Genomic DNA, 20,547 nt, shown 5'->3' with positions numbered 1-20,547 from the left:
ATCCCGCCGCAGCGGCGGCTCGGCACGGCTATTTTGCGTTGCAACAATCGGCCGCGTAGCTTGTTTCGCAGCTATGATGAAGATCAGTCGAAGAGACGCGATGCTGGCGACGGGCGCGACCGCGCTGTGGCCGGCATTGGCACAGGCGCAACGCGGCGGCGGTGAGGCCGCGCCGTTTTCCTGGGCGCTGCTCCAGCAACGTGCCGAGGGTTTGTCGAAGCAGCCGTATCGCGCGCCTCAACCGGTCGCCGCCGCCGCCGCGCTGGATTACGATGCGGTCGGCGGCATCCGCTACCGTCCGGAAAAGACGCTGGCCGGCGGGGTCCGCCCGTTTCCGCTCGGCAAATATGCGCCGGTGCCGGTCACGCTCCACGTCGTCGCGAACGGCAGCGCCACTCGCGTCGATTATGCGCCCGACCTGTTCGAGACGAAGAACGGCGTCATCCCCGCGCCGGGCTTCGCCGGGTTCCGGGTGATGGAGCCGGGACGCGAGAGCGACTGGCTGGCCTATATGGGTGCCTCCTACTTCCGCTCCGCCGGCTCGCAGGATCAATACGGCCTGTCGGCGCGCGGCATCGCGATCGATACCGGGCTGGAGAAGGAGCAGTTTCCGACCTTTACCCACTTCTGGATCGAGCGACAGAGCGGTGGCGGCTACACCATCTACGCACTGCTGGATGGCGAAAGCCTCACCGGCGCGTTCCGCTTCGTCACGCGCCATCCCGGCGCGGTGGTGCAGGATGTGTCGTCGGTGCTGTTCCTGCGCCGTCCGGTCGCGCGGCTCGGCATCGCACCCGCGACCAGCATGTTCTGGTACGACGACCGCAGCCACCGCACCGCGACCGACTGGCGTCCCGAGATCCACGATTCCGACGGTCTGGCGATGCGGACTGCCGGCGGTGAACATGTCTGGCGCCCGCTGCGCAACCCGGCGCAGCCGACCACCGACAGCTTCGCCGCCGATGACGTGCGCGCCTTCGGCCTGCTGCAACGCGACCGTGCGTTCGACCATTATCAGGACGACGGCGCGTTCTACGATCGCCGCCCCAATCTGTGGATCGAGCCGCAGGGCAAATGGGGCGCGGGGCGGGTGATCCTCTACGCCTTTCCGACGGCGGGGGAGACGACGGACAACGTCGTCTGCTTCTGGACGCCGGGTGCGCCGGTCGCGGCCGGACAGCGGCTGGCCTTCGACTATCGCCTGACATGGGGCTCCACCGATCCCAGCGTCGGCCGCATCGCGCATGTCGTCGATACCTGGACCGGCAGCGCGGGACGACCGGGCGCGGCGGCGATCGCGGGCGCTGTAAAGCTGGTCGCCGATTTCGTCGGTGACGGGCTGGCCGGTTTGACGCGGGAGAGCGGGGTCACCGCAGAGATCGGGGTTTCGCGGGGCAAGCTGCTGGAAAGCGCGGCCTATCCCGTGGTCGGTCAGCGCAACCGCTGGCGGGTCACCGCCGACGTCGCGCCGGACGGCGCCGGGCCAGCCGACGTGCGGTTGTTCCTGAAACGCGGCGCGGCGGTGCTTGGCGAGACGCTGTTGATGCCGCTGCATCGCCCGTGACGGACGCTTACCCCCGCCTGCCGGCCCCCGCGCCGCTGGAGATGCCCGAGCAGCGGTTCGACGGGCCGCCGCCCCGCGGCCGTGCGCCCGACCCGTTCGACGGCGCGATCGGATCGCCCGCGGATACGTTCGCGCGGCGGGCGATCCTGGTGCTGTTGACGCTGGTGCTGGCGCTCGCTGCGTCCACCGCCCTCAAGGAATCGGTGCTGACCGACGGGCTGGCGGTCAGCGACATGCTGTTGCTGACGGTGTTCTTTCCGCTGTTCGCCTTGCTGGCGTTCGGGTTCATCAACGCGGTCGTCGGGTTCATCGTACTGGCGACCGGATTGCACCCGGGCTTCACGCCGATGCCGCGCTGGTCCGAACCGTTGAAGGGTCGGACCGCCATCCTGATGCCGGTCCATAACGAGGATATCGGCGAGGTGTGCGGCCGGTTGTCGCACATGGCCGATGCGCTGACACGGACCGGCACCTGCGGCGCGTTCGACTTCTTCATCCTGAGCGACTCGTCGGCCGACAACGAAGCCGCGGAGGTCGCCGCGTGGCGCTTGCTTGCGGCGCGCAGCGACTGCGCGGTCTATTACCGCCGCCGCGTCGAGAATATCGGGCGCAAGCCGGGCAATATCGCGGACTGGCTGCGCGCGCACGGCGCGGCATATGATTACATGCTGATGCTCGATGCCGACAGCCTGATGGGCGGCGAGACGATCGTGGGCATGACGCAGATCATGGATCGCCGGCCCGGCGTCGCGCTGTTGCAAACCGTGCCGCAGGTGATCGGCGCGACCACGCTGTTCCAGCGGTGGATGCAGTTCGCCAGCCGCATCTACGGTCCGGCGGCCACCGCCGGACTGGTCTGGTGGTCGGGCGCGGAGGCGACCTTCTGGGGCCATAACGCATTGATCCGCGTCCATGCCTTCGCCGAATGCTGCGGATTGCCGGTCTTGCCCGGCGCCCCGCCGTTCGGGGGCACGATCATGAGCCACGACGTGGTCGAGGCCGCGCTGCTGCGACGCCGTGGCTGGCGCGTCCACATGGTGATGACCGAGGAGACGTTCGAGGAATATCCCCCGACGCTGATCGACGCGGCGGTGCGCGACCGGCGCTGGGCGCAGGGCAACCTCCAGCATCTCGGGCTGCTGCACGCATCGGGGTTCCACTGGATCAACCGTCTGCAATTGCTGCTCGGCGCGGCGGGCTATCTTGCCTCGCCGCTGTGGCTGTTGCTGATCGTGGTCAGCGTGGTGCAAGCGGTGCGGGGCGAGGCAGGGCTGATGTCCGGCGATCCGTCCGGCATGGTGCTGGGCACCACGTTGGCGCTGCTGTTCGGGCCGAAGCTGCTGGGCGTCATTCACGCGCTGGCGGATGCGCGCCGACGGCGGGCGCTGGGCGGTACGGGCGCGATCCTGCGCTCGGTGTTGCTCGATGTGCCGCTATCGACGCTGGCCGCCCCTGCGATCGCGCTGACCCAGACGATCGACCTGCTCGGCATCGCGCGGCAGCGCAAGGCGGAATGGCAGCCGCAGAACCGCCGCGGCGACAGTCTGGCGATGGCGGCGATCGTCCCGCGCTATCGCTGGCATGTCATGGCGGGAGCGGCGTTGCTCGCCCTGTCGCCGCTGATGCCGACTGCGGCCTTGTGGCTGTCACCGGTCACCGCCGGTCTGCTGCTGTCGCCGCTGATCGTGCAATGGACCGCGAGCGAACGCTGGGGACGGCGCGCGGCCCGCGTCGGCATGTTCGTCACCGACGCCGGGGATGAGGAGCCGCGCGCCGAGCCGCTGGTGGTGGCGGGCTGATCCGGCACGCACGAAAAAGGGGGGGAGCGACGCTGCCGTCGCTCCCCCCCCTTCGTCCAACTGGCTAAAGGCTCAGTTGCTGTCCGAATCGTCACCATCGTCGGCGATGATGATGATGCCCGCGATGACCGCAGCGGCCGCGACCGCCGCAACGATCAGACCGCCACCGGCCAGCTCGTTCTTCTTGGCGGTCGGCGCCGATGCGCGCGCCGCCTTGGCGACCGACAGGCTGGCTGCCGAGTTCACCGGAGCTGCGACGGCCGGAACGGTCGCGAGCGAAGCGACCGCAGCCGCCAACAGAAACTTCTTCATTGATACATCTCCCTCAAGAGGGGCGGCCATGTCATGCCGCGCTGCATCATGCAACGGCACTATTGTTACAATGCGACGAAGGGGTCGCTGCCTGCGATGATGGCAGCGCCGCGCCTGTCACGTCTTCGTCGCGCTGGTGTTTGTCTGCAACGTTGCTGCATCGCACTCACTTTTGGCTACGTCATTCGAATTACTCGCCGATACTCGCCAAGTCCTCACGCGGCGGCTAGGCCCGCCGCATGACGCTCCATCTTCGCCCGGTTCATTTTGTCGATGCTCCCTTCGCCTACCCCGATGGCCATGTCGCTCGACTGGCAGGAGGAATGCAGCGGTTCGCCGCCTATGAAGCGCATGACCATGGTCACCGGCGAGTCGTTCCCGTCGCGGATATCGCGCAATTGGGCAGCCGCGCGGCCACGCTTCATGCGCGCATCACCGCGCCGCGTTCGTCCTGGGTGCTGGGCGAACGCACCTTGCGGTTCGACCAGCCGCAGGTCGCCGGTATTCTGAACGTCACCCCCGACAGCTTCTCGGACGGTGGTGCGCATGTCGACGATCCGGCGGGCGCGGCGTCCGCAGGGATGGCGCTGGCGGCGGCGGGCGCGGCGGTGATCGACGTCGGCGGCGAGTCGACGCGTCCCGGCGCGGCCCTGGTGTGGGAAGAGGACGAGGCACGCCGCGTCGTGCCGGTTATCGAACGGCTGGCGCGGGGCGGGGCGCTCGTCTCCGTCGACACGCGCAAGGCCGCGGTTATGGAGGCCGCGCTGGCGGCAGGCGCGGGCATCGTCAACGATGTCTCGGCACTGCTGTGGGACGATCGTGCGCTTGATCTGGTCGTGCGATCCGGTGCCCCCGTCGTGCTCATGCACTCACCCGATCCCAAGGCCGGCGGGCACGGCCGCCCCATGTACCGTGACGTCGTGGGCGAGGTGTTTGACTGGCTGGAGGCGCGCGTCGACGCAGTGGTCGCCGCCGGGGTCGAGCGCACGCGCATCATGGTCGATCCCGGCATCGGCTTCGGAAAGTCGCTGGCCGACAATCTGGCGCTGCTCAACGGACTGGCGACTTTCCACGGCCTCGGCTGCCCGATCATGCTCGGCGTCAGTCGGAAGCGACTGATCGGCGCGCTCGACAACGAGGCGTCCGTGGCCGACCGGCTCGGCGGATCGATCGCGCTGGCAGTGGCCGGTGCGCAGGCGGGCGTGCAACTGATCCGCGTCCATGACGTCGCCGCCACGGTCCAGGCGCTACGGGTCTGGCGCGGCATGCGCGACCGTTCGCTCGCCGGCACTTCGTGACGCGAATGAAACGAACCCCACTAACAAGCGTTGGCAGCCCATGATCGTAACCGCCGTTCCCCGTGTTGCCCAGATCGCCCGCGAAGTCTGGAAGCCGCTTGCCGTCCTGTTCATCTGGGACGTGATCGTGACCGCCACTTATCTCGTCCTGCCGTTTCAAGCGCCGGAACTACCGCTGACGTTGTTCGGCTCGGCACTGGCGCTGTTCCTCGGATTTCGCAGCAATTCAGCTTACCAGCGCTGGTGGGAAGGTCGCTCGCTCTGGGGGCTGATGATCAACGCCAGCCGCAATCTGGCGCGTGCCGCGCGCAACTTCCTGCCTGATCCGGAGGCGCGCGACATGAAGCGCACGATCGTGCTGCGCCAGATCGCCTATGTGAATGCGCTGCGTTGTCAGTTGCGCAAGCAGAAGGTGGATGCGGAGGTGCTGCGCTTCCTGTCGAAGGGCGAGGCGGATTTCGCGTTGTCGCGCACCAACACCGCCAACGGCATCGTCGACGGCACCGGTCGTCGCATCGATCTCGCCCGCCGCAACGGCTGGATCGACACGATCCAGCAGACGTCGATGGAAAGCGTGCTGATCGACATCGCCAATGCACAAGGCGGGATGGAGCGGTTGAAGAACACGCCGCTGCCGAACCAATATCGTTTCTTCCCGACGATCTTCACCCACCTGTTCTGCATCCTGTTGCCGATCGGCCTGGTCGAGACGCTGGGCTTCGCGACGCCGCTCGGCTCGACGGTGGCGGGACTGATGTTCCTGGCGGTGCTGGCGATCGGCGACGATCTGGTCGATCCGTTCGCGAACACCGTTCACGATCTGCCGCTGAACGCGATGTGCCGTACGATCGAGATCGACCTGCTTCAGTCGATCGGCGACGAGGCACCGGAACCGCTCGTCGCCGACAAGACCGGGGTGCTGTGGTGAGCGTCATCCGATTGACGCACGTGCCGGATGCGCGCGGACGGTGAACGGCGCGAAGCCTCTACAAAGTGTAGCCGCCGTCGCTGACCAGCACCGCGCCGGTCGTCGTTGCCGCCGCGTCGGATAGCAGGAAGGCGACCTGCCCGGCCATTTCGTCCGCCGTCGCGAAACGCCCGAGCGGGGTCGCCGTCCCCGCCATTTCCGCGAATGCCGCGTCCCGGCCGATCGCGGCGGCACGCGCGGCGAACATCGGCACCGCATCCCACACCGGCGTCTCCACCCCGCCCGGTGCGATCGCGTTGACGCGCAGCCGCTGCGCCGCGCCTTCCTTCGCCGCCACCTTGACCAGCTGGATCAGCCCCGCCTTCGATGCGGCATAGGCCGCGATTCCCGGTTCGGCCTTGATCCCGGCGGCGGAGGCGACCACGACGATCGCGCCCGATCGCCCGGCCATCGCCCGCAACGTGGCGCGCAGCGTCAGGAACGCGCCGTCGAGATTGACCGACAGGATGCGCCGCCATTCGGCGATAGCCAGGTCGACGATCGCGCCGACGCCGGCAACGCCCGCGTTCACCACCGCGCCGTCGATCCCCGCCAGCATCGGCGCGGCTTCGTCCCACAGCGCCGCGTCGGCGACGTCGCCGTGCAGCAGGTCGAGCGGGCAGTGGACGTCGATGCGCGTCAGCGCCGCTGCATCGCGATCGACCAGCACCAGCCGGGCCGCGCCGCCCTCCGCTAGGCGGTGCACCACGGCCAGCCCGATCCCCGATGCGGCCCCCGTGACGAGATAGCGGCGGTTGGCAAAGGGCGGCGTCATGCCGCGGACGATGCCGTGCTCAGGCTGCGGTGTCGATGCCCAGCTCGCTCAGCTTGCGGTACAGTGTGGAGCGCCCGATCCCCAAACGCCGTGCCACCTCGGTCATGCGCCCGCGATAATGGGCGATCGCCAGCCGGATGATATCGGCCTCGATCTCCTCCAGCGGGCGAAGGTGGCCGTCGGCACAGAACAACGCAACCCCCGCCGCGCCGTCGCGCGGGCGGGGCGCCGCCCGGCTGCCCAGCGCCGCGATCTGCGGGAAATCGGCGCGGGTCAGCGTATCGCGCTCGCACAGCACGGCGGCGCGAAACAGCGCGTTCTGCAATTGGCGGACGTTGCCGGGCCAGTCGTACAGCATCAGCAACGTCAATGCGTCGTCGGTGATCTTCAGGTGGCGCAACCCGGGCTGGCCCGCGATCCGCTCCAGCAGGTGGCGGGCCAGCGCCGGGATGTCGCTGGCCCGCTCGCGCAGGGGCGGGATCGGCACGGTCACGGCGTTCAGTCGGAAATACAGATCCTCGCGGAACCGCCCGGCGGCCACCTCGTCGCCCAGCCGCTTGTTGGTGGCGGCGATCACGCGCACGTCCACCGCCTGCGTGTGGCGCGCGCCCAGCGGCAGGACCTCGCCGCTCTGCAGCGTTCGCATCAGCAGCGCCTGCGCATCCAGCGGCAGGCAATCGACCTCGTCCAGGAACAGCGTGCCGCCGTGCGCGGCGACGAATCGCCCCTGCCGCCGCTCGAACGCCCCGGCGAATGCGCCCGGTTCGTGCCCGAACAATTCGCTGGCGATCGAATTGCCGGCCACCGCCGCGCAATTGATGGTGATGCGCTCGAATTGCGCGCGCGGGGAGGCGGCGTGGATCGCCTCGGCCACCACTTCCTTGCCGACCCCGCTTTCGCCCTCGATCAGCACCGCGACGCGCGCGCGCGCCGCTTTGGCCGCGATGCCCATCGCCGCGCGGAATTCCGGAGCGGTCCCGACGATCTCGTCGAAGCCCAGCATCGCCGGGATCTTCTCGGTCAGCGGGCGCAGCTCGCCGCTGGTGGTCGCGCCGATCGCCGCGTCCAGCGCGTGGAGCAATCGCTCCGGTGCCAGGGGCTTGCTGAGATAGTCGGTCGCGCCGGACCGCATCGCGTCGACCGCGCTGCTGACGGAGGCGTGCGCGGTCAGCAACAGGATCGGCAGCTGCGGGCGGTACGCGCGCAACTGCGCGATCACGGGGGCGGGGTCGACCTCCTCGGCGCTCTGGTCCAGCAGGATCGCGTCCAGCTGCATGCCGTCCTCGGTGGCCAGCGTCGCCAGCGCGGCCTCCGCATCGTCGGCGGTGATCGTGCGCCAGCCGCCGCGCGTCGCGATGGTCGACACGGTGCGCCGTTGCGCCGCATCCGCGTCGATCAGCATCAGCAGACGTTGTCCGTTGCGCGTCATGTTCAGGCCCGGCCCCATGTTTCGTCCGATGCTGCTCTAATGCGGCGGAGTAAAGGCGAGCTTAAATCTAACTGTCACAATGCGCCCCCCGTATTGCCTGTTGCGGACGGCTTTACTACCATCGCGACGGAACGAAGAACGATAAGAGGACCACCATGGCCGATCCAGCCAACCTGAAGGCGCATGAGTCGACCTACACCAGCATGATCGGGATGCTGAAATACGGCGCGGTCGCGTGCTTTCTGCTCGCGTCTCTCGTCATCTGGCTGATTTCGTAACCTCGCGGTGAAGATCGCGGTCGCGCGGGAGCAGGCGCCGGGCGAGCGCCGGGTGGCGGCGACGCCGGAGACGGTGAGGAAATTCGCCGCATTGGGGGCCACGCTGGCGGTGGAGGCGGGCGCTGGCGCCGCGGCCTCCTATGCCGATGCCGATTACGCCGCGGCCGGCGCGACGATCGGGGATCGCGCCGCGACGCTGTCGGGCGCGGATATCGTGCTGGGCGTCCAGGGGCCCGAGCCCGCTTCGCTCGCCGCCGTTGCACCCGGTGCATGGGTGGTCGCGGGGCTGAACCCGTTCGGGGAGCGCGCCCGCGTCGACGGCTATGCCGCCGCCGGGCTGGAGGCGCTGGCGATGGAGTTCATGCCGCGCATCACCCGCGCGCAGTCGATGGATATCCTGTCCTCGCAATCCAACCTGTCCGGTTACAAATCGGTGCTGGACGCCGCATCGGAATATGGCCGCGCCTTCCCGATGATGATGACCGCGGCGGGCACCGTCAGCGCGGCGCGCGTGTTCGTGATGGGCGTCGGCGTCGCCGGTCTTCAGGCCATCGCCACCGCGCGGCGGCTGGGCGCGCAGGTGTCGGCCACCGACGTGCGCTCGGCGACGAAGGAACAGATCCAGTCGCTCGGGGCCAAGCCGATCTTCGTGGAGAATGTCGCGGGGATCGAGGGTGAGGGCGCTGGCGGCTATGCCGGAGAGATGTCACCCGAATATCAGGCGGCACAGGCCGAGCTGGTGTCGGCGCACATCGCGAAGCAGGACATCGTCATCACCACCGCGCTGATCCCCGGTCGCCCCGCACCGCGGCTGGTGACCGATTCGCAACTGGCGTCGATGCGCTCCGGTTCGGTCGTCGTCGATCTCGCGGTGGAGCAGGGCGGCAACGTCGAGGGCGCGGTCGCGGGCGAGGTGGTGGAGCGGCATGGCGTGAAGATCGTCGGCCACCGCAACGTCGCCGGTCGCTTGCCGGCGGACGCCTCGGCGCTGTTCGCGCGCAACCTCTACAACTTCCTCTCGACCTTCTGGGACAAGGAACAGGGCCGCCCGGTGCTGGACGACGAAATCGGGGACGCGATCCGGCTGACGAAGGGCGGTCAGGTCGTCAACGCGCGGTTGCTCACGTGAAGTGGCACGCGGCCGCGATGGCGCTCGGGCTGCTGATCGCCGGCGCGGCGTCGGCGGCTGACTCCCCGGCGGAGGCCGATCGCAAGGCGTTCTACGATCTGGTCGATCGCTACCAGATGTTCGTCGTGGCGCACTGCGCGCCTGATACGGTCGCGGCGTATCGCGCGCTGAACGATGCGCGCGACGCCGGGTTCGTCCGTTCGCTGGCGGGCACGAAGCTGGCCAAAGTGTATGCGAATGCGGTCGCCGAGCGCGAGAAGCACGACCGCAACACCATCTACGAATGCGCGCGTCCGCCGTTGCCGCCGCCCCCGCCGGGGCTGGTGCAAACCGCTGCGCAACGCCGCCGGGCCGAGCGTGCGGAGGCGCGCCGCGAAGCCGATCAGGCCGCGCGCGACCGCAAGGAACATTTCGCCGAGGCCGACCGCATCTTCGCGGAGATGGTCGCGATCCGCGACCGCGCCGCCGCGACGCCGCGCGACTGACCGGCCGAAAGGGAGCAACCATGGACTTCATCGCGATCCTGTCGATCTTCGTGCTGGCGTGCTTCGTCGGTTATTACGTGGTCTGGTCGGTCACGCCCGCGCTGCACACGCCGTTGATGGCGGTGACCAACGCGATTTCCAGCGTCATCATCGTCGGCGCGCTGATCGCCAGCGCGGCGGCGGGCAGCGTCGGCGGCAAGTGGCTGGGTCTGCTGGCTGTGGTGCTGGCCAGCATCAACATCTTCGGCGGCTTCGCGGTCACGCACCGCATGCTGGCGATGTACAAGAAAAAAGACCGTCCGGCGGCCAGGCACTGACCGTCGTTCCGGCGCAGGCCGGGATCTCGCGCCGCCGGTCCGCGACGCGAGCGATAAGGCTCCGGCGATTGCCGGGGTGACGCATAGGGGGGGAGCATCATGCAACACGTCGCCGTCAATCCATGGGTCGCCCTGGCGTACCTCGTCGCGGGCGTGTGCTTCATCCTCGCGCTGCGCGGACTGTCCTCGCCCACGACCAGCCAGCGCGGCAACCGTTTCGGCATGATCGGCATGGGGATCGCGGTGGTGACCACGCTGGTCACGCACGTGCCGACGATCACGGTGCTGGTCGAAGGATATGATTACGCCGCCTTGTTGTCGGCCGTCGATACGCTCGCGGTGTTCGAGATCGTCGCCGCGATCGCACTGGGCGCGGCGATCGGCATCACCACCGCGCGCCGCATCGCGATGACCGCGATGCCGCAGCTGGTGGCCGCCTTCCACAGCCTTGTCGGTCTTGCCGCGGTGCTGGTCGCCGCCGCCGCCTTCCTCAATCCCGTCGCCTTCGGGATCGCGACGCCGGTGCTGACGCCTGACGGCGGGTTCGCGCTCATCAACCCGGTCAGCCGGATCGAGATGGGGCTGGGCATCGCGATCGGCGCGATCACCTTCTCCGGTTCGGTCATCGCGTTCCTCAAGCTGAACGGCAACATGGGCGGCGCGCCGATCCTGCTGCCCGCGCGCCACGTCATCAACCTGTCCGTGCTGGCCGCGATCATCGCGTTGGTGGCCTATTTCACCCTCGATCAAAACCCGTGGGTGTTCTGGACGATCACCGCGCTCAGCTTCGTCATCGGCTTCCTGCTGATCGTGCCGATCGGCGGCGCGGACATGCCGGTGGTGGTGTCGATGCTCAACAGCTATTCGGGCTGGGCGGCGGCGGCGATGGGCTTCACGCTGCACAATAGCGCGATGATCATCACCGGCGCGCTGGTCGGTTCGTCGGGCGCGATCCTGTCCTACATCATGTGCCGCGCGATGAACCGCAGCTTCATCAGCGTGATCGCCGGCGGGTTCGGCGCGGCGACCGCCGCCGGCGGTGCGGACGCCGCCAAAACGGACCGGCCATGGAAGCGCGGCTCGGCCGAGGACGCCGCCTTCCTGATGAGCCAGGCCGAACAGGTGGTGATCGTTCCCGGCTATGGCATGGCGGTGGCGCAGGCGCAGCACGTGCTGCGCGAAATGGGCGACAAGCTGAAGGCGGAAGGCGTGCGCGTCAAATACGCCATCCATCCGGTAGCGGGCCGAATGCCGGGGCATATGAACGTCCTGCTCGCCGAAGCGAACGTGTCATATGATGAAGTGTTCGAGCTGGAGGATATCAACAGCGAGTTCGCGCAGACCGATGTCGCATTCGTGATCGGGGCGAACGACGTCACCAATCCCGCCGCCAAGACCGACAAGACCTCGCCGATCTACGGCATGCCGGTGCTCGACGTTGAAAAGGCCAAAACGGTGCTGTTCGTGAAGCGTTCGATGGGCGGGGTCGGCTATGCCGGCGTCGACAACGACGTTTTCTACAGGGACAATACCATGATGCTGCTGGCCGACGCGAAGAAGATGGTGGAAGAAATCGTCAAGGCGCTGGACTGAGCGATGACGGGCGATTTCGTGTTCGACGGCGCGCGCGCCGCGCCGTTCGTGCTGGCCACGGTCGATGCGGGCGGCGCGACCGCCGCGCAGGAGGCGATCGCGCTGATCGGCGGACAGGTCACGGCGCATGTCGCGCTGGAAGATGCCGCCGCCGCGCTCTCCGCCGTGCAGGAACCGGCACCGGTGGTCGTCATCGATCTGGAGGGGGCGGCCGACGATCTGGCGCATGACGTGGTCGGCGCGGTCGGCGCCATGGTGCGCGGTCGCGCCTGGCGCAGTATCGTGGCGATGAACGTCGCGCAGATCGATCTTGTCGTCGCCGCGCTGGGCGATGCCGCGGACGATGTGCAATTGCTCTGCGCACCGGACCAGGCGGAGTGGATCAGCGCGCTGGCGGTCGCCGCCGCACGCGGTGGACGCGCGGTGCGCACGGGCGATGAGGAACGCGAACGATTCGCCCGTCTCAACGCCGAGGTGGCGCGCATCGCCGAGATGCTCGCAAGGATCGGCGAGCGCGATGGCGGCGGGCGTGCGGAAGATCGCCGCATGACGTTCGCCGCGGCACCGACCGAGGCGGACGTCACCGCCGGTGCGGTACGGGACGTGCTGCGGGCGCGACGGCTGCGCGATCGCTTCTTCGGCGACGGCCTGTTCGAAGATCCGGCGTGGGATATGCTGCTGGATCTGTTTGCCGCCCGGCTGGAGGGCGGACGCGTGTCGGTGTCGAGCCTCTGCATCGCCGCGGCGGTCGCGCCGACCACCGCGCTGCGCTGGATCGCCAAGCTGACGTCGGTGCGCCTGCTCGATCGCGCGCCCGATCCCGCCGATCGCCGCCGGGCCTTCGTCGCGCTGACCGACGACGCGGCGAGTGCGATGCACCGCTATATCACGACGCTCGCGGAAGCGCGGCTGCCGTTGGTGTAGCGTCGCGCGGAGGATGTAGGATGGTGGGCGCTGACGGGTTCGAACCGCCGACCTACTCGGTGTAAACGAGCCGCTCTACCAGCTGAGCTAAGCGCCCGGCGCGGCGGGAAGCCCGCAACATTGCCGTGGCTGTTCTCTACACGGCCGCGCGGCGGGATCAAGGGGCAGCGACGTCGAACGTCGGCGTCGCTCGCAGGCGTGACGTTCCGACCTGTTTAGGGACAGGTCGGTATGTCGCGGTCGCTTGTGCGAGGCGCGGCTTCTGCCATGCTCGTTGCGGCGCGTTCGGTCGACGACCGCGCGATGCCCCGCCGCAAGGTGCCGGGCTCGCGATGGTACGACCGGGAGGGGCGCGCGGGATCGTTGAATTGGGCAGGGGGGCTGTGCCGATGTCGTTGAAGAGAAGAGTCATGGACGCGCTCGCGCGGAGCCTGGACGTCGAGATATTTCGTCGTGACGGCACCGGCGACTGGATCGAGAAGCGCTTTCTCGGCCAATTGCTTACCGCGCTGGATGTTGATTGCGTGTTCGATGTCGGCGCAAATCGCGGCCAGTACGGCGGGCTGCTGCGTCGCAGCGGCTATCGCGGCATGATCGTGTCGTTCGAGCCCGGGATCGTACCGTTCAGGGAGCTGGAAGCAGCCGGCCTTCGTGACGGCAATTGGCACACGTTCAACATGGCGCTCGGCGCAGAGGCCGGCACCCTGCCGCTCAACGTCATGAAATGCGATGTCTTCTCCTCGTTCAAGGCACCCAGCCGGGACGAGGACAGTTCGCTGGCCGACGACAATCAGGTCGAAACCGTCATCGACGTGCCGGTCGCGCGGATCGACGAGAAGTTCGACGAATGGTCGAAGACGTTCGGGTTCCGCCGGCCGTTCCTGAAAATGGACACCCAGGGCTATGATCTGGAGGTGCTGCGCGGTGCCGGAACACGGCTCGCCGACTTCGTCGGCCTGTCGAGCGAAATCGCGGTGCGACGGCTGTACAAGGACAGCCCGGCCATGCCGGACAGCATCAACGCGATCATCGATGGCGGCTTCAGCTTCGTCAATCTGATGCCGGTTCATGCCGATCGTGTGCTGAACCCGCTGGAATTGAACAGCTATGCGGTCAGGAACGATCTGGTCCGCTGAGGGTGGAACATCGGGCGGCGCTCACCCGCCCGATGGTGCATCCTCTTCGTATTTGATCGTCAGGAAGCGCCGCTTGGCGTCCAGCGCGTCGAGATCGCCTTGCGCCAGTCGCTCGCTGATTTCGCCCAGTTCGCGCTCGATCACCGCCAGCCCCTCCACGAGTTGCTGGTCCGGCGTGGTGCCGTTGCGCGCGCGTGTGCGCATTGCCGCGGGCACGCGCGCATAATCCTCGACGAAGCCGGGCAATTGTTCGCCGACCAGCCGGCGGATCTCGTCCGCCATCGGGCCGTCCTCGTCGAGCGCCGCCACCTGTACGCCCAGCATATCGAGCCGGGTGTCGAGCTGGTTCAGCACGGTCAGCGCAGGCGCGGGCAGCGTCGGGCGGCGCGCATCCAGCCACCGCGCCGCCTGCGCCGGCAACGCCTTCAGTTCCGATTTCGCGATCAGCTCCGCGGTCGGCACCGGTGTCGCGGGCGCGAACAGCACCAGCATCGTCATGGCCAGGATCAACGCCGCCACCGCGACCAGCCCGAACGCACCCAGTCCCATCAGCATCGCGATCGTCAGGATCACGCCTGCGCCCGCCGCCACCACGACCATGCGCGCCTTGCGCCCGCCGCGCCCGCGCCGCGACCGCCGCTGGAGCGGGATGACCGCGCCGCCGCGTCGCCGCTCCTGCGCGATGCGCGCGACCGCAATGGCATCGTCGACGTCGGAAGGCGGGGCGGGGGTCACAGCGCCTCCAGCTTGAACTGCTCGGCCCCGCCCGCGACGCGGTTCTGCGACGCGCCCTCCGCCCGCGCGATGTAGCCGCGCGATTTCTCCACCTCGTTGCCCAGCGTGTCGACGGTGACCTTCATCGTGTCCAGCGCCTTCAGCTTGAACGTGTCGATCGCATCCATCGTGTCGTAGATGTTCTGGAACGCGCGTTGCAGCGTCTCCAGCGGGATGGTCGAGGCGGCGGCCTGCTCATGGATGCGCGCCGTGTTCTGGCGCAGCAGGTTGCCAGTCGAATCGATCAGCCCGGCGGTCGTCGCGTTCAGCTGCGTGATCTGCTCCAGCACCAGTTTCTGGCTGGTCAGCGCCTGCGCCACCGTCACGGCGGTGCGCAGCGCGGCGACCGTCGTGGTGCTGGCACGATCGACGCCCTTGATCAGCTCGACGTTGTTCTTCTTCACCAGGTCCAGCGCCAGATAGCCCTGCACCGTCACCGCCATCTGCGTCAGCAGGTCCTGCGTGCGTTGCCGCGCGTAGAACAGCGCGGTCTCGCGGATCGCCTTGGCCTTCGCCGGATCGCTGTGGTCAAGCTCGTCGGCCTTTTCCTCCAGCCGCGAATCCATCGTCCGTGCCAGATGGATCATCTGCTCCAGCCGTCCCATCGCCGACCACAGGTTCGCGCGCTCGGTATCGATCGTCGCATTGTCCATCAGCAGCTCGTCCTTGCCGCTGCCCAGGCTCTTCAGGATCGAGGCGATATGCGTCTGCGACGATTTGTAGCCGTCGAAATAATTGCGCATCTTGTTGCCGTACGGGATCACCCCGAACAGCTTTTGCGGCGTGGTCAGCTTGCCGCGCTTGCCGGGATCGAGGTCCTCGACGACGCGGCGCAGCTCGGCCAGATCCTTGCCGACACCCGCCTCCTGATCCATCGCGCGTACCGGTCGATCAAGGAAGCGGTTGGACTGTCCCGCCGCATCGCGGATCTCTTTCTGACCCATTGCGGTGATCGCATCGACGCGCTTGCCGAACTCGGGCGAGTTGACGTCCTCGGCCACCAACTGCTCGACGAAAGCGTCGACCCGCCGTTCCAGCTCGTCGCGCTTACCCTCGTCGACCGGCACCAGCCCCGCGGCTTTTTCGGCGCGTACCTCTGGCACGGGATCGGGCGGGGTCAGGACCAGCGTCGGCTCGGTCGCGTCGTTCGGAGCGGTCGCCATCGTCACGTCATCCTCTATCCTGCGCGGCACTGTCCCGCGATGCGCCTGCACTTTCAACTGTATTGCCAATATAACACGGCGATGCCCCGGACAAGAGCCGCAGTCCGCCACGTTCTTGATCCACGTTATTTCGCTTGCCGGAATGTGCTTATATGAATATATGAGCGTTAGTTCATATGAGTGAAAGCATGTCTCCGGACGAAAGTGCGCAATTGTCGGAACTGTTCCGGCTGCTGGGGGAGCCGAACCGGCTTCGGCTGGTCGCGGCGTGCCTTGGTGGGCCGCGGTCGGTGGGGGATCTGACGGAGGAACTGGGCATCAGCCAAAGCCTCGTGTCGCAGCATCTCCGCCTGCTGCGGGCGGGGCGGTTGCTCCGCCAGAGCCGTCAGGGGCGCAACGTGTTCTACGCGCTGCCCGACTGTCACGTCCGGGTCATGCTGACCAATATGATGGACCACATTCTGGAACCCGAAGACCATAGCCACGAGGATTGAAACATGAGCGTTATCGTTGAAATGGTGAAGTGCGCCTGCGCCGACTGCGTGTGCATCGTGTCCGCCGGCAAGGCCGTGGAGGCCGAGGGCCGCAGCTTCTGCAGCGATTCGTGCGCCGGGCATCATGCCGATGGCGACGGCTGCGAACATGCCGGCTGCGCCTGCCACGGCTGATCGCCTCACGATCGTATTGACGGGGACGGGCCGGTCGCTCCTTTGAGCGGCCGGCCTGTTCGTGTCGGCCAAGGCTGGCGTCGCGCGGAACTTTCCGCTATGCGCCCCGGCGAAACTGCCTGCGTATCAGCGGGCCACCCTCAGGAACCCGTATGAACCTGCGCAACATCGCCATCATCGCGCACGTCGATCATGGCAAGACCACCCTCGTCGACCAATTGTTTCGTCAGTCCGGCACGTTCCGCGACAACCAGCGCGTCGAGGAGCGCGCGATGGACTCGAACGATCTCGAAAAGGAGCGCGGGATCACCATTCTCGCCAAGCCGACGTCGATCGAGTGGGAAGGCACGCGCATCAACATCGTCGATACGCCGGGCCACGCCGATTTCGGTGGCGAGGTGGAGCGCATCCTGTCGATGGTCGACGGCGTGATCCTGCTGGTCGACGCGGCCGAGGGCGCGATGCCGCAGACCAAGTTCGTGACCGGCAAGGCGCTGGCGCTGGGCCTGCGCCCGATCGTGGTCGTCAACAAGGTCGACCGTTCGGACGCGCGCATCCAGGAAGTGCTGGACGAGGTGTTCGACCTGTTCGTCGCGCTGGAGGCGTCGGACGAGCAGCTGGACTTCCCCGTCCTCTACGCATCGGGCCGCAACGGCTATGCCTCGGAGGACATGGATCGGCGTGAGGGCACGCTGACCCCGATGTTCCAGAAGATCGTCGATCACGTGCCGCCGCCGAACCTCGACGAGGATGCGCCGTTCAGCTTCCTGGTGACGCTGCTCGACCGCGACAATTTCCTCGGCCGTATCCTCACCGGCCGCGTCCAGTCGGGCGTGGTGAAGGTGAACCAGCCGATCCACGCGCTGGACGACGACAGCAACGTCATCGAAACCGGTCGCGCGTCGAAGCTGATGAGCTTCCGCGGGCTGGAGCGCGTGCCCGTCGAGGAAGCGCGCGCGGGCGACATCATTTCGCTTGCCGGCCTTGCGGTCGCGACGGTGGCGCACACGATCTGCGACACCAGCGTGACGCAGGCGATCCATGCCCAGCCGATCGATCCGCCGACGCTGTCGATGCGTTTCGCGGTCAACGATTCGCCGATGGCGGGGCGTGAGGGCAGCAAGGTGACCAGCCGCATGATCCGCGATCGCCTGATGCGCGAGGCCGAAACCAACGTCGCGATCAAGGTGACCGAGGCGGCCGACCGCGACAGCTTCGAGGTGGCGGGCCGCGGCGAGCTCCAGCTGGGCGTGCTGATCGAGACGATGCGCCGCGAGGGGTTCGAGCTGGGGATCAGCCGCCCGCGCGTGCTGTTCGGCGAGGACGAGAACGGCAAGAAGACCGAGCCGTACGAAACCGTCATCATCGACGTCGATGAGGAGCATTCGGGCACGGTCGTCGAGAAGATGAACCTGCGCAAGGCGGAGATGACCGACATGCGGCCGTCGACCGGCGGCAAGACGCGCATCACCTTCTCCGCGCCCAGCCGCGGCATGATCGGCTATCACGGCGAGTTCCTGTCGGACACGCGCGGCACCGGCATCATGAACCGGCTGTTCGAGAAGTACGGCCCGCACCGCGGCGCGATCGAGGGGCGCAAGAACGGCGTGCTCATCTCGAACGGTGTCGGCGAAGCGCAATCCTATGCGCTCGGCCCGCTCGAGGATCGCGGCATCCTGTTCGTCGGCCACGGCGAGGCGCTGTACGAGGGCATGATCATCGGCGAAAACGCCAAGACGGATGACCTCGAGGTCAACCCGATGAAGGCCAAGCAGCTGACCAACTTCCGCGCCAGCGGCGGCAAGGACGATCAGGTCCGCCTGACCCCGCCCAAGAAGATGACGCTGGAGCAGGCGATCGCCTATATCGACGACGACGAGATGGTCGAAGTCACGCCCAAGTCGATCCGGCTGCGCAAGCGCCACCTCGACCCCAACGAGCGGAAGCGCGCCAGCCGCTCGAAGCAGGCGGCATAAGGCGGGGCGGCAAGCGGGCGGCGCAAGCTGCCCGCAAGCTTCAGCCTTGCCCGGCCGACGGCGCGCAAGGCGCCGCCGACGACGCGGGCTTCGCCGCGGCGGACCATGGCAAAAACGAAACGGCCGCCCCAACCGGGCGGCCGTTCGCGTCTGGTCCTCTGCCGATCGCAACGCGCGAGCGGTGGCGCTCCTGCCGCCGCGACCCGACAGCCGCCGCCACGGTGCGGCTGTCCTACAACGCGCATGCCGCGTTACGTTGCGCCCATGCAGCGACTTGTGCTCCACCACTTGATTCCGCGACCATGGCACCGGCCTGTCGACCGGGTGCCGACCGCCAGCGCTGCGACGCGCCAGTGGCTCAACATTCGCAACATTCGCGGCGCAAGTCATTGTCGCAGCAATATAACATCACGCCTCGTCTACACCCTGCCGCCCCTGCAACCGCTACGGTGCCCGCTCCCCTACCTCGCGGAGCACTTCATGCGTATCGCCCCCGCCACGATCCCGTTCGCCGCCGTCCTGCTCGCCACGATCGCCACCGGTGCCGCGGCGCAGACCGGCTATCCCGTGATCCCCGAACCGATGATCTTCGACATGATGCGTCCGCTCGGCGCGGCCAAGGGCGAGATGGAGGTCAACGCGCTCGCCACCACGTCCTCGCCGTTCCGCCCGCGCGAGGCGGAATGGGCGCCCGAAGTGGAATATGCCTTCGCCGACGGCAAGGCGATCGAGGTCGAGCTGCCGTTCAACGGCGCGCGGCTGGAGGCGCTGAAGCTGGGGTTGCAGGCCGCGTTCGGCGCATCGTCGGACGGGCGCAGCGCGCACGGCGTGCAATATCTCGGCATCTACGACCGCGATACCGGCCGTTACACCAACAGCCTGCTGTACATGGCCGGGCACCGCTTCTCGCCGCGCTGGAGCATGATGAACATGGCCGGACTGGACGATATCGCGCTGCGCCGCCGCACCGGGCGCAACGCACTGCTGCTGAACCATGCCACCTTCTACGACGTGCAGCCCGGCACCGTCGCGGGCGTGGAAGTCAATGTCGCGGGCGGCCGTGCGAAGATGGTGCGCGTCGCGCCGCAGCTTCACCAGCGGCTGGCCCACCGCGTCAACGTCCAGGCGTCCGCCGGTGTCGAGAAGGAGCATCACCGCCGCGTCCGCCCGGCATTGGGATTGCGGCTGGTGCGCGAACTCTGATCGATTTACGTGGCATCGATGCCGATCGACCTCATCTGCCTCGATGCCGACGATACGCTGTGGCACAACATGCGCTTCTTCGCCGCCGCCGAACACGCCTTCGCCGAACTGGTCGCGCCTTATGCCGACGATGCCGCGGCAAGGGCGCGGATGCAAGCGATCGAGGTCCGCAACCTGCGCCATTACGGTTATGGTGCGAAGAGCTTTACGTTGTCGATGATCGAGACCGCGCTGGAACTGGCCGGTGACGATCTGCCTGCCGCCAGTGTGCGCCGCATCCTGGCGATCGGGCGCGACTTGCTGGCGCACCCGGTCGAGCTGCTCGACGGCATCGGCGACACGCTGGAACGGCTGGCGGGGATGGCGCGGCTGGTGCTGGTGACCAAGGGCGACCTGCTGCATCAGGAGGTGAAGCTGGCGGCTTCCGGGCTGGGGCGGTTGTTCGCGGGCGTGGAGATCGTCAGCGACAAGCGCGCCGACACGTTCGTCCGCGTCTTCCACCGCTACGGTTGTTCGCCCGCACGTGCGGTGATGGCAGGCGATTCGATGCGCTCCGACGTGCTGCCCGCGCTGGAGGCGGGGGCGTGGGGCGCGTACATCCCGCAACCCCTGGCCTGGGCGCACGAGGCGGCGAGCGCGCCCGTCGACCACCCGCGCTTCCGCCAGCTGGCGCGGCTGGCCGAACTGCCCGACTGGCTCGCGACGATCGACTAGCCGCGCCTTTTGGCTGGCGGAGCGGAGCGATCCGGAGCGTCAT

General features: G+C 67.8%; 21 protein-coding genes and 1 tRNA gene. 16 read left to right on the top strand and 6 right to left on the bottom strand.

Annotated elements, in window-relative coordinates:
- Positions 1 to 100 precede the first annotated feature (100 nt).
- Positions 101 to 1,564 carry a glucan biosynthesis protein gene (locus tag ASE95_RS02265; RefSeq protein WP_235528131.1) on the top strand — a complete coding sequence of 488 codons (1,464 nt, stop codon included), beginning with the start codon at positions 101 to 103 and terminating at the stop codon, positions 1,562 to 1,564.
- Positions 1,561 to 3,363, top strand: a complete 1,803-nt coding sequence (mdoH, locus tag ASE95_RS02260) for a glucans biosynthesis glucosyltransferase MdoH (RefSeq protein WP_082449455.1) — start codon at positions 1,561 to 1,563, stop codon at positions 3,361 to 3,363. Before ASE95_RS02265 ends, mdoH begins: the two co-directional genes overlap by 4 nt.
- Before the next feature lie 72 nt (positions 3,364 to 3,435).
- On the opposite strand, the gene ASE95_RS02255 is transcribed toward mdoH, so the two are convergent.
- Positions 3,436 to 3,675 carry a hypothetical protein gene (locus tag ASE95_RS02255; RefSeq protein ID WP_056630868.1) on the bottom strand — a complete coding sequence of 80 codons (240 nt, stop codon included), beginning with the start codon at positions 3,673 to 3,675 and terminating at the stop codon, positions 3,436 to 3,438.
- Between the two features lie 239 nt (positions 3,676 to 3,914).
- Here ASE95_RS02255 and folP point away from each other — a divergent pair, with 239 nt between their 5' ends.
- Complete coding sequence (gene folP / locus ASE95_RS02250; protein ID WP_056630866.1) at positions 3,915 to 4,973, top strand: dihydropteroate synthase; 1,059 nt, start codon at positions 3,915 to 3,917, stop codon at positions 4,971 to 4,973.
- 40 nt (positions 4,974 to 5,013) lie between these two features.
- Positions 5,014 to 5,901 carry a bestrophin family protein gene (locus tag ASE95_RS02245; RefSeq protein ID WP_056630863.1) on the top strand — a complete coding sequence of 296 codons (888 nt, stop codon included), beginning with the start codon at positions 5,014 to 5,016 and terminating at the stop codon, positions 5,899 to 5,901.
- A 58-nt stretch (positions 5,902 to 5,959) separates the two neighbouring features.
- On the opposite strand, the gene ASE95_RS02240 is transcribed toward ASE95_RS02245, so the two are convergent.
- Together ASE95_RS02240 and ASE95_RS02235 are read right to left on the bottom strand one after the other, a co-directional pair.
- On the bottom strand, positions 5,960 to 6,715 hold the full coding sequence (locus tag ASE95_RS02240) for an SDR family NAD(P)-dependent oxidoreductase (RefSeq protein ID WP_056630859.1): 756 nt from the start codon (positions 6,713 to 6,715) through the stop codon (positions 5,960 to 5,962).
- Positions 6,716 to 6,734: 19 nt separating this feature from the next.
- Complete coding sequence (locus tag ASE95_RS02235; RefSeq protein WP_056632977.1) at positions 6,735 to 8,144, bottom strand: sigma-54-dependent transcriptional regulator; 1,410 nt, start codon at positions 8,142 to 8,144, stop codon at positions 6,735 to 6,737.
- Positions 8,145 to 8,299: 155 nt separating this feature from the next.
- On the opposite strand from ASE95_RS02235, the gene ASE95_RS17180 reads away from it, so the two are divergent.
- The 6 genes from ASE95_RS17180 (at position 8,300) to ASE95_RS02210 (ending at position 12,870) form a co-directional block, all read left to right on the top strand.
- A complete protein-coding gene (locus tag ASE95_RS17180) occupies positions 8,300 to 8,422 on the top strand; it encodes an aa3-type cytochrome c oxidase subunit IV (RefSeq protein ID WP_082449453.1) in 123 nt (40 codons plus the stop codon).
- Between the two features lie 7 nt (positions 8,423 to 8,429).
- On the top strand, positions 8,430 to 9,551 hold the full coding sequence (locus ASE95_RS02230; RefSeq protein WP_056630856.1) for an NAD(P) transhydrogenase subunit alpha: 1,122 nt from the start codon (positions 8,430 to 8,432) through the stop codon (positions 9,549 to 9,551).
- Complete coding sequence (locus tag ASE95_RS02225) at positions 9,548 to 10,036, top strand: hypothetical protein (protein WP_056630854.1); 489 nt, start codon at positions 9,548 to 9,550, stop codon at positions 10,034 to 10,036. Before ASE95_RS02230 ends, ASE95_RS02225 begins: the two co-directional genes overlap by 4 nt.
- 20 nt (positions 10,037 to 10,056) lie before the next feature.
- Complete coding sequence (locus tag ASE95_RS02220; protein ID WP_056630851.1) at positions 10,057 to 10,353, top strand: NAD(P) transhydrogenase subunit alpha; 297 nt, start codon at positions 10,057 to 10,059, stop codon at positions 10,351 to 10,353.
- Positions 10,354 to 10,452: 99 nt separating this feature from the next.
- On the top strand, positions 10,453 to 11,946 hold the full coding sequence (locus ASE95_RS02215) for an NAD(P)(+) transhydrogenase (Re/Si-specific) subunit beta (RefSeq protein ID WP_056630848.1): 1,494 nt from the start codon (positions 10,453 to 10,455) through the stop codon (positions 11,944 to 11,946).
- 3 nt (positions 11,947 to 11,949) lie between these two features.
- Positions 11,950 to 12,870: a winged helix DNA-binding protein gene (locus ASE95_RS02210; RefSeq protein WP_056630844.1), complete on the top strand. Its 921-nt coding sequence runs from the start codon at positions 11,950 to 11,952 to the stop codon at positions 12,868 to 12,870.
- A 21-nt stretch (positions 12,871 to 12,891) separates the two neighbouring features.
- On the opposite strand, the gene ASE95_RS02205 is transcribed toward ASE95_RS02210, so the two are convergent.
- Positions 12,892 to 12,967, bottom strand: a tRNA-Val gene (locus tag ASE95_RS02205).
- 313 nt (positions 12,968 to 13,280) lie between these two features.
- Here ASE95_RS02205 and ASE95_RS02200 point away from each other — a divergent pair.
- Positions 13,281 to 14,006 (top strand): FkbM family methyltransferase, encoded by a 726-nt coding sequence (locus tag ASE95_RS02200; RefSeq protein WP_056630840.1) that lies wholly within the window; start codon positions 13,281 to 13,283, stop codon positions 14,004 to 14,006.
- A 21-nt stretch (positions 14,007 to 14,027) separates the two neighbouring features.
- Here ASE95_RS02200 and ASE95_RS02195 read toward each other — a convergent pair whose 3' ends face one another.
- Positions 14,028 to 14,741: a hypothetical protein gene (locus ASE95_RS02195; RefSeq protein WP_056630839.1), complete on the bottom strand. Its 714-nt coding sequence runs from the start codon at positions 14,739 to 14,741 to the stop codon at positions 14,028 to 14,030.
- The gene (locus ASE95_RS02190) at positions 14,738 to 15,943 is read right to left on the bottom strand and encodes a toxic anion resistance protein (RefSeq protein WP_056632976.1); all 1,206 of its coding nucleotides are present in this window, start codon (positions 15,941 to 15,943) and stop codon (positions 14,738 to 14,740) included. Before ASE95_RS02190 ends, ASE95_RS02195 begins: the two co-directional genes overlap by 4 nt.
- 188 nt (positions 15,944 to 16,131) lie before the next feature.
- Between ASE95_RS02190 and ASE95_RS02185 the strand changes: the two genes are divergently transcribed.
- From ASE95_RS02185 to ASE95_RS02165, 5 genes are all read left to right on the top strand, one after another.
- Positions 16,132 to 16,437: an ArsR/SmtB family transcription factor gene (locus ASE95_RS02185; RefSeq protein WP_056632974.1), complete on the top strand. Its 306-nt coding sequence runs from the start codon at positions 16,132 to 16,134 to the stop codon at positions 16,435 to 16,437.
- 3 nt (positions 16,438 to 16,440) lie between these two features.
- Complete coding sequence (locus tag ASE95_RS02180; protein ID WP_056630835.1) at positions 16,441 to 16,611, top strand: metallothionein; 171 nt, start codon at positions 16,441 to 16,443, stop codon at positions 16,609 to 16,611.
- A 152-nt stretch (positions 16,612 to 16,763) separates the two neighbouring features.
- Positions 16,764 to 18,587, top strand: coding sequence for a translational GTPase TypA (typA, locus tag ASE95_RS02175; RefSeq protein ID WP_056630832.1), 1,824 nt, complete (start codon positions 16,764 to 16,766; stop codon positions 18,585 to 18,587).
- Between the two features lie 480 nt (positions 18,588 to 19,067).
- Positions 19,068 to 19,790, top strand: coding sequence for a hypothetical protein (locus ASE95_RS02170; protein ID WP_156347846.1), 723 nt, complete (start codon positions 19,068 to 19,070; stop codon positions 19,788 to 19,790).
- A gap of 18 nt (positions 19,791 to 19,808) precedes the next feature.
- The gene (locus tag ASE95_RS02165) at positions 19,809 to 20,504 is read left to right on the top strand and encodes an HAD family hydrolase (protein WP_056630829.1); all 696 of its coding nucleotides are present in this window, start codon (positions 19,809 to 19,811) and stop codon (positions 20,502 to 20,504) included.
- The last annotated feature ends 43 nt before the right edge of the window (positions 20,505 to 20,547 follow it).

The organism is Sphingomonas sp. Leaf231, from assembly GCF_001421995.1.
GTDB lineage: Bacteria > Pseudomonadota > Alphaproteobacteria > Sphingomonadales > Sphingomonadaceae > Sphingomonas.
The sequence above is the reverse complement of the archived record's forward strand: the minus strand, read 5'-3'. Positions and strand labels throughout refer to the sequence as shown.